Raw genomic sequence first — 13,897 nt, 5'->3', positions numbered from 1 at the left:
GCGGCACCCGGACGTTTCGCACGACGACGGAGTTGAGGAGACGACCCATGACCAGACGACGGACCACCGTGGCCGCGCTCGCGGCCGCCGGCATGGCGCTCGCCGCGAGCGCCACGATCCCGGCGAGCGCGACGAGCACCGCCGGACCGGCCGCCGCCGAACGGGCCGCGCACGACCGCGGCGACGACGACCGCGGCAAGGACCGGGGCAAGCGCCAGCGGCTGCTGGAGCGGTGGACGCAGGACACGTGGACCTCGTTCGAGGCCCTCGTGGTCGACGAGACCGGCCTGCCCGACGACAACATCGGCGGCGACCTGAGCCCCGAGAGCCGCGGCGGGTACACCTCGCCGACGAACATCGGCGCCTACCTGTGGAGCACCGTCGTCGCCCGGGACACCGGGCTGATCGACGACGCCGAGGCCCGCGACCGCATGGCCACCACGCTGGAGTCGGTGGCCGGGCTCGAGAAGCACGAGCCGAGCGGCATGTTCTACAACTGGTACGACCCGGCCACGGGCGCCAAGCTCGACGCGCTGGGCGAGGACGACCCGGTCGAGCCGTTCCTGTCCAGCGTGGACAACGGCTGGCTGGCCACCGGTCTGCTGCTGGCCGCGAACGCCGAGCCGTCGCTGGCCGACGAGGCGGACGCCGTGCGCGAGCAGATGGACTTCGGCTGCTTCTACGACCCGGAGGTCAACCAGATCCGCGGCGGCTTCTGGGACACCGACCAGGACGACCCGAACCTGCCCGCCGACGACTACTGCAGCATGGGCAGCGACGTCTGGTACACCGGCCACCACTACGGCGCGTTCAACACCGAGCCGCGCATCGCGTCCTACCTGGGGATCGCCGAGGGGCAGATCCCGGCCGAGCACTACTTCGGTCCGGTGCGCACGTTCGAGCCGACCTGCGACTGGTCGTGGACGGAGACGGACGCCTCCGGGGAGTGGAGGAGCTACCTCGGTGTCGACGTCTTCGAGGGGACGCTCCCCTACCGCGGCATGGACATCGTGCCGACCTGGGGCGGCAGCATGTTCGAGGCGCTGATGGTGCCGCTGTTCGTCCCCGAGGAGGAGTGGGGCCCCGACTCCTGGGCCGTCAACCACCCGCTGTACGTCCAGGGCCAGATCGAGCACGGTCTGAAGGAGGCCGACTACGGGTACTGGGGCTTCTCGCCGTCGAACGACCCGGCGGGCGGCTACCGCGAGTACGGCGTCGACCAGCTCGGCATGGACGGTCCGGGATACACCTCCGACCAGGAGCGCACCTCGGTGGACCAGCCGTACGAGGGCTGCCGCGAGGGCTCCGAGGCGCCCACGGAGTACGGCGACGGCGTCGTCACCCCGCACGCCTCCTTCCTCGCGCTGCGGTACGCGCCGCAGGAGGCGGTCAAGAACCTGCGCAGGATCGCCCGCGACTTCGACGCCTACGGCCCCGGCGGCTTCTACGACGCCGTCGCAGTGCGCAGCGGTCAGGTCTCCGAGCGCTACCTCGCCCTCGACCAGGGCATGATCATGGCCGCGCTCGGCAACGCGCTCGACCACGACTCCGTGCGCGGCTACGTCTCCGACGGCGCCGTCGAGGACTCGCTGCGGCCGCTCATGGAGATGGAGGAGTTCGGCTCCTCCGGCCGGGGTCCGTCGCTCGGGAAGTGATCGCGTGACGGCCAGGGGCCCTGGTCGACCGACCAGGGCCCCTGGCTGTCTCGCCGCGGTCACTCAGCCCTTGAGCTCGAACTCGACCGTGGTGGCGTTCCCCGCGACGTCGTAGACGACCAGGGTGTTGTCACCTGCCACCGCGCCGAACGACCCACGCCGCACGAAGTTCAGGTCGGACCAGACGTTGTCCGTCAGATCCTTCTCCACCCCGTTCAGCGTCAGCCGGTCCACCTTGCCCGCGTCGTACAGCTTGAACGACACCTTCGCGTACGACCCGTGCGACCCGGACGTGTACCTCCCGCCGGACTTCACGGTGACCTTCGGCGCCACTCCGTCCAGGAAGAACTCCACCGTGGTGGCGTTCCCCGCCACGTCGTAGACGACCAGCGTGTTCTCACCTGCCATCGCGCCGAAGGCACCCGGCCGCACGAAGTTCAGGTCGGACCAGACGTTGTCCGTCAGATCCTTCTCCACCCCGTTCAGCGTCAGCCGGTCCACCTTGCCCGCGTCGTACAGCTTGAACGACACCTGCCCGTAGGCGCCCTCGACGCCGGTGGTGAACTTCGCGCCCTCCTTGACGGTCACCGTCGGTGCCGTCGTGTCGAGCGGCGTGCTCGTCACCGTGAGATCACGCAGCCGACCGGTGTTGTCGAAGGAGCCGAAGCCGACGCGACCCTCACCGAACGTGGAGTCGTTCGCGGTCAGGAGCGGGGTGTCGAGGCCGTCGACGTACACGGCGATGTCACCGCTGTCGGCGCACCGCACGACACGGACGTCGTGCCACTCCTCGTCCGTGACAGCCGGCGGCGCGCCGACGGTTCCGTCCCACTGATCGTCGATCCGCTCCCGGTCGGCATCGTTCACCTTGAAGATGCCGTTGTGGGCGTAGATCGTGTTGTCCTGCGACAGGTGGGCGTAGTAGTACTCGGTGTCCGACTGCCAGCCGAAGACGACGATGACGTCGCGGTTGTTGACCGACGCCGGGGCGTCGAGCCGGACCTCGGCCTGCAGGTCGAACGAGCCGAGCTCCGGCCCCTCTGTCAGGACGGCGTACTCGAACGGGCGGCGGATTCCGTCGTTCGGGTTCGTCCCCGGCTCCGCGAGCACGACCTGGTCACCGGGGAACTCCCACTTCGCGGGGGTCCGCGGCGCCCAGTCCTCGGCGGACATGACGTCGGTGGTCTGCTGTCCCGACGGGGCGCAGGGCAGCGGCGCCGGTGGCTCCGGGTCGGAGGCACCGAACAGCGCGTACTGCGCAGCAACCTGCTCCGCCGTCGGGGCGACGTCGAGGAACATGAGATCGTCCATCCGGCCGTTGAACGGGTTGGCCTCCCGGGTGTTCTGCGGGTAGCTGCCGCCGATCTTGATCCCGGCCGGCGCGGCATCGGACGTGGGACCGGAACCCCAGGGGTTCAGGGAGGTGTAGAAGCCGTCGAGCTCCTCGCCGTTCATGAACAGCTTCATCTCGCGGTCGGCGAAGTCGAACGTCGCGGCCAGATGCACCCACCTGCCCTTCTGGAGGATGTCCTGCCAGGGAAGGTCGGCCGCGTAGACCCAGGAGGCAGCACCGTCGACCCGGCGGCCGAGCGCCACGACCTTGAGCTCGCCACCCACGGTGATCACCTCGAGCAGGGCGCGCACCGCGTGCCCTTCCGATGTGCCGGTGAGCACGCCGGCCAGCCCGATCGCGTTGTAGCGGTCGTCGGGGTTCGTGGTGTTGCTGTTGAGGCCCGGGTGCTCACCCGTGGGCTTGAACCAGCCCATGACGGCGGCCTCGTCGGTCCCCCCGAAGGCGCGCAGCGTGTCGACACCGTCCGCATCGTACACACCCGCCTTCCAGTCGTCGTTCGACGACGACGTCGGACTCATCTGCTGCGTCTGCAGCGCCTCGCCCGCACCGGGATAGGCCCGGTCCGCGACCCGCATCTCGACGCCGCCGTTGACGAGGTCGATGTCCGTGCCGGACCAGCCCTGGTCCGACTCCCGGGTCGGTGAGCCCTGGACCGGGTGGTCGAAGTCGTAGTGCGCCACGAGGTTCGGCGCGAGCTCCGGCAGCGCGAACGGTGACGACGCGTCGGCGTACCGGGCGCCCGTCACCTTCCAGATCTTCCCGTTCGCCTTGGCGACGAGGTACAGCTCACCGTCGGCGGACCCGAAGCGCAGGTCGACCCGGCGGTCGCCCACGAGGTCGGCGAACGTCGTCTCCTGCCCGTCGGAGAACACGCGCAGGTGCTCGATCGTGGCCAGGTCTTCGACGTCGCCGTCGTTGCGCACCATCTCGTCCGCCTCGGTGGCGAGCACCCATCCACGGACCAGGTCGGTGAAGAGGTAGCGGCCCTGCAGTTCCGGGATGTCGCCGCGGTACACGAAGCCGCCGTTCAGCGCGACGCCGGCGTCCCCGGTCTGGCCGGGATCACGGTTGTGGTCGTAGGCGGCTACGGGATAGGTGTACCCGTACTGCGCGTCGTCGGCGGGCAGGGGGTAGATCTGTCGGTTCTCGGCACGGAACGGCCCCTCGCGCTCCGACCAGCCGAAGTTGTCGCCGGGCTCGACGGCGTAGACCGACTCGACCTGCCACTCACCGATGTGCCCGAGGTACATCGTGTGGTCGCCTGCCGGGTCCCAGCTGATCCGGTGGGGGTCGCGCATCCCGACGGCATAGATCTCCGGCAGCGCGGAGGCGTCGTCGAGGAACGGGTTGTCCGTGGGGATCCCGTACTCCCCGTTGGCGCTGTCGCTCCCCAGCGGGTCGATCCGCAGGATCTTGCCCTGCGGCGTCGACACGTCCTGCGGGTTGCCGTTGCCGACGCCGTTGCCGCCGTCGCCCACGAGGACGTAGAGGTTGCCGTAGTCGGCGTCCCCTTCGGCCACCGTCGGGTTGAAGGCGATCTGCTGCACCGTGTGCACCCGACCGGCGAACGGTACGCGCATCAGCTCGCGGCTCGTGCCCTCGAAGGTCTCGGCGGCCGGGTCCGTCGCGGTCCACTCGGTGATCACGCTGTGGTAGTTCGTCGATCCGAACGCCGGGAAGTCGGGAGCGTCCTCGCTCAGCGCACTCCCGGACTCGGTGTGCACCGTGTAGAAGAGGCCGTTCTCGGCGAACTCGGGGTGGAACTCGACGAACCCGAGGCCCGTGCCGAGACCGGCGTGGTTGTGGAAGTTGTCGACGAACTGGTCTCGCACGTTCAGGTAGTCGACGTACTCGCCGGTGTCCTCGTCGACGAGGTACAGGATCTCGTTCATGTCGGGCACGGCGAGCCGGCCGGATCCGTCAGGGACCTCGTCGAGGTGCGTGATGCGGTTGTGCCGCACCAGCCGCTGGTCGCCCGTGGCCGGCGTCGTCTGCGACTCCGGGAGCTGGGCGAGCTCGGTCACCTCGATACCGAGGTTGGACCGGGAGGGGTCGGGCAACGGGTTGAGGAGCGGCGCGTCGGGTTGGGTCCCACCCGCCGCACAGTCTCCGGTGTTGCCGGTGGCGATGTCGAGGTTCTGGCTGTCGGCGTCGATCGCGACGTCGTCGAGCAGGAGCCGACCGTTGCTGCTCGAACCGTTGATCCAGAAAAACCGGTCGAGGTCGCCGTCGACGGACTCACGGAAGTCGAACTGCTGCTCGGCGCCCTCCGGCAACCGGGTGATCTCCTCGTACGGGCCGCCCTGGCTGTAGACCGTCACCTCGTCCGCGGCGTTGTCGGCGACGACCCAGACACACTGCCACGTCTCCCGCGCCCAGACGCCTACGGGTCGGAACGCCCCGCCGTCGCGGACGAGCATGACGTCGGAGTTCTGGTTGTTGACGTAGGCACGGCTGTTCGGGTAGTCCGCCGGCTCGTCGACGTCGGTGACGCCGAACGACGTGTCGACGCTTCCGTCCCGGTAGAAGCGGAAGAACAAGGTGCCTGTGTCGCCGTCCGCGATGGCCGGGATCTCACGGTAGGAGCTGTGGCTTCCGCCGGTCTGCTCGAGGACCTGGTTGTTGGCGTTGAGCGGGTCCGCTACCACCTGCGCCGACGAGGACGTCCATCCGTCCTGACCGTCGAGCGAGGTGCGCTCGTACTGCTCGAAGTCGAGCAGCTCGGTGAACGACTCTGCCTCGGCCGCGGCGGCCGGCAGGCTCGTCAGGAGCGTCCCGACGAGGGTGGTGGCCGCGATCGCGGCCACGGTACGTGCGGGGCCCGAGTTCCTGGCGCCGCTGACGGTGTGCCGTCGGCTCGTGGCCGGCGGTCGTGGATTGTGCACGTGCATCCGAGTACCTCTCAACGTCGTTGTCGATCAGGTCTGTGCCGGAAATGCGGTCCTGCCGACCGTCGGACGCGGCACGACGTGCCGACGGAAGCTCTGCGGACGTGCTCGACCGGGCCTGCCGGCGCGCTGGGCGCCGGCAGGCTCGCGGCTCGGTGGGGAGATGTGCCGACCGGGTGTGTCCGGTGGCCGGACGTCGGTCAGCTGGTGGCGGCTCCCGAGGGTCGGCCACCGAGATACAGCTCGGAGAGCTGTGGGTCGGCGAGCAGTTCGGGCGCGGGCCCCGTGATGTGGACGCGGCCGAGATCGAGGACGCATCCGATGTCGGCCGTCTCGAGCGCACGGCGCGCGTTCTGCTCCACCAGCAGGACCGCCACGCCGGCGTCCCGCATGCGAACCACCTGCTCGAAGACCGTCGCCGTCGTCTTGGGGTCGAGGCCCATCGACGGCTCGTCCAGCAGGACGACTCGCGGGCTGACCATGAGCGAGCGAGCGAACTCCACCTGCTTCTGCTGCCCGCCGGACAGCAGCCCCGCAAGCTGCTTCCAGCGTTCGCCGACGATCGGGAAGAGCTCCTGGACGAACGCGACCCGTTTCGCGATCTTCTCCTTGTCACGCAGCGTGTACGCGCCGAGCAGGACGTTCTCCGCCACGGTCATCTCACGAAAGACGCTGTGGCCCTGCAGCACGTGGGCGAGCCCGGAGGACAACATCTCCTGGGGCCCTTGACCGGTCACGTCGTGCCCGCCGACGAGGACGCGTCCGGACCGAGGCTTGAGCAGACCGCTCGCGACCTTGAGGACCGTGGACTTGCCGGCACCGTTCGGCCCGACGAGACAGACCACGGTCGAGGGTGGGACCTTGATCGTCAGTCCACGCAGCACCATGGCCGCGCGTCCGTAGCCGGCCTGGATGTCGTCCAGCTCGAGGAGGTACTCCGTACCGGTGGCGGGGGGCTGGTCAGACACCAAGGTAGGCCTCCAGGACTCGGGGGTCGGACTGGACGACGTCGGGCGTCCCCTCGGCGATGGGGCGTCCGCGGTCGAACACGATGACGTGGTGGGACAGGCTCATCACCATGTCCATGTTGTGCTCGACTACGAGGAAGGTGCGCCCTTCGGCGTTGAGCTCCTGCACGAGAGTGCCGATGCGGCCGATGAGCGCGGGGTTCACGCCACCGGCGGGTTCGTCGAGCATGATCGTGTCCGGATCACCCATGAGAACTCCCGCGAGCTCGAGCAGCTTCTGCTGGCCGTAGGACAGGTTCCGCGCCTCGGTGTTCTCCAGGTGATCGATACCGACCCGGACGAGCAACGCTCGGGCCTTGTCGATCTCCTCGGGGTTGTGCGCCCCCTTGAGCAGCTCACGGAACCGGGACCTGCTGACGGCCACCAGCATGTTCTCCAGGACGGTCATGCGCGGGAAGACTCGACAGAGCTGGAAGCTGCGGCCGATGCCCGCCCTCGCGATCCTGTGCGGTGGTCGGCGCGTGATGTCCTCACCGTGGAAGGTCACCGATCCTGCGTCCGGCTTGATCATGCCGGTCACGCAGTTGAAGAAGGTCGTCTTGCCGGAACCGTTGGGACCGATGAGGGCGTTGATCTTGCCCGGCTGGAACGTCACCGTCGCGTCTCGGACGGCATGCACCCCGCCGAAGGACTTGGTGAGTCCGACGGTCTCGAGGCTGCGGGCGGCAGGGGGCGCGGTGGTGGTCATCGCGGGTCCTCCTCGTCGTTCGGGTCGGGGGGTGCCGCCTCGGATGTGGTGCGCGAACCGTCCGACCCCGCCGTCGCACCGGGCTGCGGAACCGGCGAGGTCCCGCCGTTGCGCTCGAGGAGCTCGGCTGCCGTGACCTCACGGATGGACGACTCCTGAGGTCCGAAGCGCCGGACCAGGCCGGTGACTGCCGGGATGATGCCGTCGGGCATGAACAGCACCACGGCGCCGAGCAGGAGAGCCGCGGCCACGAGGTGGAACTGGGTGTCGCCGAACTCGAGCTTGAAGTACTCCAGACCGGTACCGACGATGAACGCACCGAGCAGTGGTCCGAAGAGGTGTCGGACGCCGCCGAGCAGTGCCATGAGCACCATGTAGGCACCGAGCATGATCGAGAACTGGAAGATGGGGTCGAGGTCGCCGAACCACAGCGCGTACATTCCCCCGGCGAGGCCGGTGAACGTGGCCGAGACGACGTAGGCGACGAGCTTGTAGTTGCGGGTCGGCACGCCGAGCGCCTGTGCCTTGTCCTCGTCCTCGCGCACCGCCTTGAGTCCGGTGCCGAAGCGCGACCGGTCGATCAGCCACCACACGACGAGCATCACCGTGAGCAGCGCGGCGAACAGATAGAAGAACGTCTCGTGGTGCTGAGGTCGGAGCATGTCCGGGAACGGACGCGGCACGACGAGCCCGTCCGACCCTCCGGTGAAGGAGCCCCATCCCTGGAAGACCAGGAGAAGGATGAGGACGAAGGAGATGGACACGATGACGAACGAGGCGCCGCGTACCCGCAGTGCCGCGATCCCCACGGGAATGGTGATCAGGAGCACGAGAGCTCCGGCGAGCAGCCATGCGGCGAAGCTCGGCAGGCCGACGTCACGGATCAGCAGTCCGGTGCCGTAGGCCCCGAGCCCGAAGAAGGCCGCGTGGCCGAGCGAGACGTAACCGGTGAAACCTCCCATGAAGTTCCAGGCCGTGGCGGTACAGGCGTAGCTGAGGACGACGATGCCCGCCGACAGGATGTAGGGGTTGGGCGCGATCGTCGGGAAGGACAGGACCAGTGCAACCCCGACGACCAGTGCCATCAGCCGCGCGATCCTGCCCCACGGGCGCGGTGATACCGCGGCGGCGCGGGGTCCACGGGAAGGCGTACCGACCTCGTCGTGCGGTGTGGCTGCGGGCCGGGTGTCAGAAGCGTTGGGCAAGGCGACCTCCGAAGAATCCCTGGGGGCGCAGCATCAGCGTCGCGAACAAAGCGACGTAGAAGATGGTCTGTGCCCAGGTGGTGCCGAGGGGGACCTGGAGCAGGCTCTGTCCGATCCCGAGCACCATGGCGGCGAGTGCAGCACCGGGGATCGAACCGAGGCCACCGACGACGATGATCGCCATGAGCGGCCCGATCCAGTGCCAGTGCAGCGACGGGTAGATCGTCGCGTCGAGGGAGAGGGCCGTACCGCCGATCGCCGCGGTGGCCAGGCCGATCCCGAAGCCGTAGCCGGCCACACGGTCGGTCCGGATCCCGACGAGCTGCGCGGCCTCGCGGTGCTGGATCGTCGCACGGAGCGCCTGTCCGAAGCGGCTGTGCTTGAGCAGCAGGTACAGCAGTCCGAGCGACAGCGCCGCCAGTCCGAAGGCGACCAGCTTGACCACGGCGATCTGCGCGCCGAAGAACTCGATGCTGTCCCCCGAGTACGGCAGCTGGATCCGTCGCTGCGTACCGCTCCAGACGAAGCCGATCATGCCTTCGATGAAGAGGGCGACGGCGAACGTCAGGAGCACTGACATCATCGTCAACGTCACGGGGCGCAGCCGGGTGATGAGCAGGCGCTGCATCCCGACGCCCACGGCGAAGAACAGCGGCACGGTCACGACGAGCGACAGGAGCGGGTCGATACCGGTCTGCTCGTGGAAGTACCAGGCCAGGTAGGCCGCGAGGATGAGGAACGCGGAGTGCGCGATCATCACGACCCGCATCACGCCGAAGTACAGGGTGAGGCCCGCTGCCAGGAGGGCGTAGAGCCCTCCCAGCAGCACGCCCAGCACGAGACTCTGGAAGAGGAGGGTGCCGGTCACGAACTCACCACGCCGGCTTCGGGAAGACGAGCTCGGCCTCCATGGCGTCCTCGGGCAGGACGATCTGGATCTCCCCGTCGACATACTGCTGGATGAGGTGGGCGCCCTGAGGCTTGCCGGTCTCGTCCCAGCTCAACGGCCCGACGACGGTGTCGACCTCGTTGGAGTGCAGCCAGTCGACGAGCTGCTGCTGGCACTCGCCCTGTTCGGCGCACCCGACCGCTTCGACGGCGGCGGCTACGACCTGACCGGTGGTGTAGGCGTTGGCCTCGTCCTCCCCCGGGGGGTTGCCGTGCAGCTCGGTGTACCGCTCGACGAACTCCACGTTCGACGGATAGCTCGCGGTCTCCGTGTAGCCCGTGGGCGAGAGGATCCCCTCGGTCTTGTCGCCGATCGCCGATGCGAACTCCGGGTTGGTCGGTGCGGTCGAGAAGGCAGCCATCTCCGGCTGGTAGTCGAGCTGCTGGAGCGAGACGATGAGGTTGACGGCGTCCTGGTACTGCGTGCCGCCGATCACCATGTCAGCGTCCGAGTCGTCGATCTTCGCGGCGATCGGGGCGAAGTCGGTCGTGTTCGGGGGGTAGACCTCGTCGACCACGATCTCCAGGCCGCCGTCCGCCAGCTTGTCGCGCAGGCCGTAGGCCGTGCCCTGGGCGAACGGGTCGTCCATCGAGGCGACGGCGACGGTCTCGGGTCGTTCCCCGTCGGGCATCGCGAGGATGTAGTCGGCGAGGTAGTTGTAGTGGTCGTCCGCGACGGCGGGGGCCGCGTAGAAGAGGTTCTCGAATCCTTGCTCGAACACCTCTGCCGCCGCGCCGGCGGGCTCGACGAAGAGCATGCCGTACTCTTCGGCGACCCGGGCGCTGGGGACGACGAGGCGCGTGGAGAATGGTCCGAAGACGAGGTCGACCTGGTCCTGTGCGATCAGTGCCTCGTAGTCCTGGACCACTCGGTCGGCGTTGGACTGGTCGTCGAGGATCTTGAGCTCGACCTGGCGCCCGAGCAGCCCTCCGTCCTCGTTGAGGAACTGGGCCCACGCCTCGTATCCGCGCTGCACTCCCTTGCCAGGTTCGGAGAAGTCCCCGGTGAGCGGCAGCGAGATGCCGATGACGATCGGGTCGTCCTCCCCTGCCCCTTCGTCGCTCCCGGCGCCGTCGTCGGAGCATGCGGTCAGGACGAGTGCGGCTGCGGCCAGACTGGCACCGGCGGCGAGCCCTCTGCGCCTGCGGTTTCGGGGTGCGGTCGCCAAGGACATGTGGTGACTCCCTACATCGTCGTAGTGAGGTTCGGCGGGAGAGCCGAACGTAAGCGCTTCCGGTAAGCGCTTTCAGCAGCGTACAGTACTCTCGCTTGACGTGGCAAGGGTCACACTCCGACGATGTCGTCGACTGTTCGCGCATCACTGGGCGGGAGGTACGGGTGGGCTCGAAGAGCCGTTCTGGAAAAGCGCAGCCTCGCCTCGTCGACGTCGCGGAACAAGCCGGGGTCTCCCTCGCCACAGCGTCTCGGGCGCTCGCCGGCCGGAACGGCGTCTCCGCAGAGGTCGCCGCGCACGTGCGGGACATCGCCGCGACGATCGGCTACGTCGCGAACCCGCACGCGCGCTCGTTGGCAGGTGGTGCAGCATCGGTCGCAGGTCTTCTCGTCTTCGAGATCGGCGACCCCTACTTCTCGGAGATCGCGAGCGGAGTCATCGGAACCGCCGCCGAGCACGGCTGGAGTGTGCAGATCAGCCATACGGAACGCCGCCCGGCCTCCGAAGCCGCACAGCTCCGCCTCATGCGCGCCTCCCGGGTGGGGGCGATCATCGTCGCCGGGTCGGGGTATGTCGACCCGGCGATGGAGGCCGCGATCGCCCGCGAGCTCGACGCGTTCCAGGAGTCCGGCGGTCGCGCAGTGGTCATCGGGCAGCATCAGGTGCGGGCCGACGCCGTGCTCCCGGACAACTGCGCGGCGGCGGTCGAGGTCGCCGCGCACCTCATCCGCCTCGGTCACCGGCACCTCGCCGTCGTGGCCGGCCCCGAGCACCTCCGTACGGTGGCCGACCGTCTGAAGGGAATCCGGACCGCGCTGTCCCGCCACGGCCTGGATCCGGACTCGCTCCCCGTGCTCCATGCGTCGTTCACCAGAGAAGGGGGAGAGCGAGCCACCCTCGAAATGCTCGACGCGCGGCCCGAGACGACGGCGATCCTCGCATTGAACGACGCCATGGCGACCGGCGTCCTGTCAGCGCTGCGTCGGCGGGGCCAGGCCGTCCCCCGCGACATCTCCGTCACGGGGTTCGACGACATCCAGGTCGCCCAGGACCTCGCACCCGCTCTCACGACAGCGCGGCTGCCGATGTCAGCGATGGGGTCGACCGCCTTCGAGCTCGCGTTGCTGCCGCGAGCGCAACGCCCGCGCCGGCGTCGGACCGACCACGAGCTGGTCGTCCGCGACTCGACCGCGCCGCCACGCTAGCTGCCTGGGCCGCAGCACCGCGGACGCGCCGGCGTACGGGCGATGCCGCGCACCGTGGGTCACCGGTGACGTGGCCTACCGTGGACGCCGCACCCCGGTCCGCACACGTCGCGGGCCACCCCGACGAAGGAGCAGCGCCGTGGCGACCACCCCTGCGACGACCGACCTGGCGGACCGCCTCGACCGCACGGTGCTCTACCAGATCTACCCGCAGAGCTTCGCGGACGCCGACGGCGACGGCATCGGCGACCTGCGCGGCATCGCCGACCGCCTGGACTACCTGGCCTGGCTCGGCGTGGACGCGATCTGGCTGAGTCCCTGCTTCGTCTCCCCGTTCGCCGACGCCGGCTACGACGTGGCCGACTTCCTGCGCATCGCACCGCGGTACGGCAGCAACGCCGACCTGGAGCACCTCACCGCCGAGGCGGCTCGCCGCGGCATCGCGGTCCTGCTCGACCTCGTCGCCGGCCACACCTCGAACCAGCACCCCTGGTTCCGCGCCGCGATCGACGACCCGGACGACGACCGGTACGTGTGGAGCGACGCCCCCGTCGACGGTTTCGAACCCGGTCCGGGCCGGCGCGGCGGGTACTACCGGCCGAACTTCTTCCCCGTGCAGCCCGCGCTCAACTACGGGTACGCCCGCCTCGACCCGGCCGAGCCCTGGCGACAGCCGGTGGACGCACCCGGCCCGCGGGCCAACCGGGCCGCGCTGCGCGAGATCATGGCGTTCTGGTTCGACCGCGGCGTCGCCGGGTTCCGTGTCGACATGGCCGCCTCCCTCGTCAAGGACGACCCCGGGCTCGTCGAGACCCGGCGGCTGTGGCAGGAGATGCGCTCCTGGCTGAACAGCACCTACCCCGGCCGGGTCCTGATCAGCGAGTGGGGCGACCCGAAGGTCGCCGTGCCGGCCGGCTTCCACGCCGACTTCCTGCTGCAGTTCGGCGGGGACGACGACGGCCTGCCGCTGCGCTCGCTGTGGAACAACGGAACCGGCACCACCCAGCCCACCTGGGGTGACGTGCCCGCGTGGGCCGACGCCGAGGCGCGCGGCGACGCGGCCACGTTCGTCCGGGAGTGGTCGGCAGCGACCGCCGCGATCGACGCCGCCGGGCGGGGCGGCGTCGTGGGGCTGCCGACGTCGAACCACGACTTCACGCGGCTCGTCGCCGGCCCGCGCGACGCCGAGCAGGCGCGGGCAGCCCACGTGCTGGTGATGACCTGGCCCGCCCTGCCGTCGGTGTACTACGGCGACGAGATCGGGATGCGGTACGTGCCGGACGCCCCGACCACGGAGGGCTCGCGGCTCGGGCCCACCTACGACCGCGCCGGGTCACGCACCCCGATGCAGTGGGGCGACCTGCCCGCCGCCGGCTTCGGGCCGGGGACACCCGCGACGTCGTCGTACCTGCCCCTGGACCCCGACCCGGGCCGTCCCACCGTGGCCGACCAGGTCGACGACCCCGGCTCCCTGCTCCACCTCGTCCGCACGCTGATCGCGCTGCGCCACCGGGACCGGCGGCTCGACGTCGGCTCGCCCGTCGAGGTGCTGGTCACCGGCTACCCGATGGCCTACCTGCGCGGCGGCACCCTCGCCGTCGTCCTCAATCCCGGACGGGCCCCGGTCGAGACGGTGCTGCCCGGCGCCGCCGGTGCCCGGCCGGTGCTGACCCGCGGGCTGCGGGTCGACGGGGAGGCGGTCCACCTCGACGGCTTCGGCTACGCCGTGCTCGACCTGGACCCGCGGTAGC

At 69.6% G+C, this 13,897-nt stretch carries 9 protein-coding genes; 3 read left to right on the top strand and 6 right to left on the bottom strand.

The genetic code is table 11. The features are described from left to right. Positions 1 to 47 precede the first annotated feature (47 nt). Positions 48 to 1,655, top strand: coding sequence for a glucoamylase family protein (locus tag HDG68_RS07370; protein WP_172150715.1), 1,608 nt, complete (start codon positions 48 to 50; stop codon positions 1,653 to 1,655). A gap of 63 nt (positions 1,656 to 1,718) precedes the next feature. On the opposite strand, the gene HDG68_RS07365 is transcribed toward HDG68_RS07370, so the two are convergent. The 6 genes from HDG68_RS07365 to HDG68_RS07340 form a co-directional block, all read right to left on the bottom strand. Next, positions 1,719 to 5,816, bottom strand: a complete 4,098-nt coding sequence (locus HDG68_RS07365) for a PQQ-dependent sugar dehydrogenase (RefSeq protein WP_343037475.1) — start codon at positions 5,814 to 5,816, stop codon at positions 1,719 to 1,721. 281 nt (positions 5,817 to 6,097) lie between these two features. Continuing rightward, a complete protein-coding gene (locus HDG68_RS07360; RefSeq protein WP_343037474.1) occupies positions 6,098 to 6,865 on the bottom strand; it encodes an ABC transporter ATP-binding protein in 768 nt (255 codons plus the stop codon). Continuing rightward, entirely contained in the window at positions 6,858 to 7,613 is a 756-nt protein-coding gene (locus HDG68_RS07355; protein WP_172150713.1) for an ABC transporter ATP-binding protein, read from the bottom strand. Before HDG68_RS07355 ends, HDG68_RS07360 begins: the two co-directional genes overlap by 8 nt. Then, positions 7,610 to 8,698 carry a branched-chain amino acid ABC transporter permease gene (locus HDG68_RS07350; RefSeq protein WP_172150712.1) on the bottom strand — a complete coding sequence of 363 codons (1,089 nt, stop codon included), beginning with the start codon at positions 8,696 to 8,698 and terminating at the stop codon, positions 7,610 to 7,612. Before HDG68_RS07350 ends, HDG68_RS07355 begins: the two co-directional genes overlap by 4 nt. A gap of 103 nt (positions 8,699 to 8,801) precedes the next feature. Continuing rightward, entirely contained in the window at positions 8,802 to 9,686 is an 885-nt protein-coding gene (locus HDG68_RS07345) for an ABC transporter permease subunit (protein ID WP_172150711.1), read from the bottom strand. A gap of 4 nt (positions 9,687 to 9,690) precedes the next feature. After that, positions 9,691 to 10,941 (bottom strand): amino acid ABC transporter substrate-binding protein, encoded by a 1,251-nt coding sequence (locus tag HDG68_RS07340; RefSeq protein ID WP_172150710.1) that lies wholly within the window; start codon positions 10,939 to 10,941, stop codon positions 9,691 to 9,693. Positions 10,942 to 11,105: 164 nt separating this feature from the next. Here HDG68_RS07340 and HDG68_RS07335 point away from each other — a divergent pair, with 164 nt between their 5' ends. After that, a complete protein-coding gene (locus HDG68_RS07335) occupies positions 11,106 to 12,146 on the top strand; it encodes a substrate-binding domain-containing protein (RefSeq protein WP_172150709.1) in 1,041 nt (346 codons plus the stop codon). A 139-nt stretch (positions 12,147 to 12,285) separates the two neighbouring features. Then, entirely contained in the window at positions 12,286 to 13,896 is a 1,611-nt protein-coding gene (locus HDG68_RS07330; RefSeq protein WP_172150707.1) for an alpha-amylase family glycosyl hydrolase, read from the top strand. The last annotated feature ends 1 nt before the right edge of the window (position 13,897 follow it).

Source organism: Isoptericola chiayiensis, from assembly GCF_013149805.1.
GTDB classification, from domain to species: Bacteria; Actinomycetota; Actinomycetes; order Actinomycetales; family Cellulomonadaceae; genus Isoptericola; species Isoptericola chiayiensis.
The sequence above is the reverse complement of the archived record's forward strand: the minus strand, read 5'-3'. Positions and strand labels throughout refer to the sequence as shown.

Bases quoted from the DNA above. Each gene is read 5' to 3' on its own strand.
- HDG68_RS07370 (WP_172150715.1), top strand. From the start codon at position 48: ATGACCAGACGACGGACCACCGTGGCCGCGCTCGCGGCCGCCGGCATG.
- HDG68_RS07355 (WP_172150713.1), bottom strand. From the start codon at position 7,613: ATGACCACCACCGCGCCCCCTGCCGCCCGCAGCCTCGAGACCGTCGGA.
- HDG68_RS07350 (WP_172150712.1), bottom strand. From the start codon at position 8,698: ATGGCACTGGTCGTCGGGGTTGCACTGGTCCTGTCCTTCCCGACGATC.
- HDG68_RS07340 (WP_172150710.1), bottom strand. From the start codon at position 10,941: ATGTCCTTGGCGACCGCACCCCGAAACCGCAGGCGCAGAGGGCTCGCC.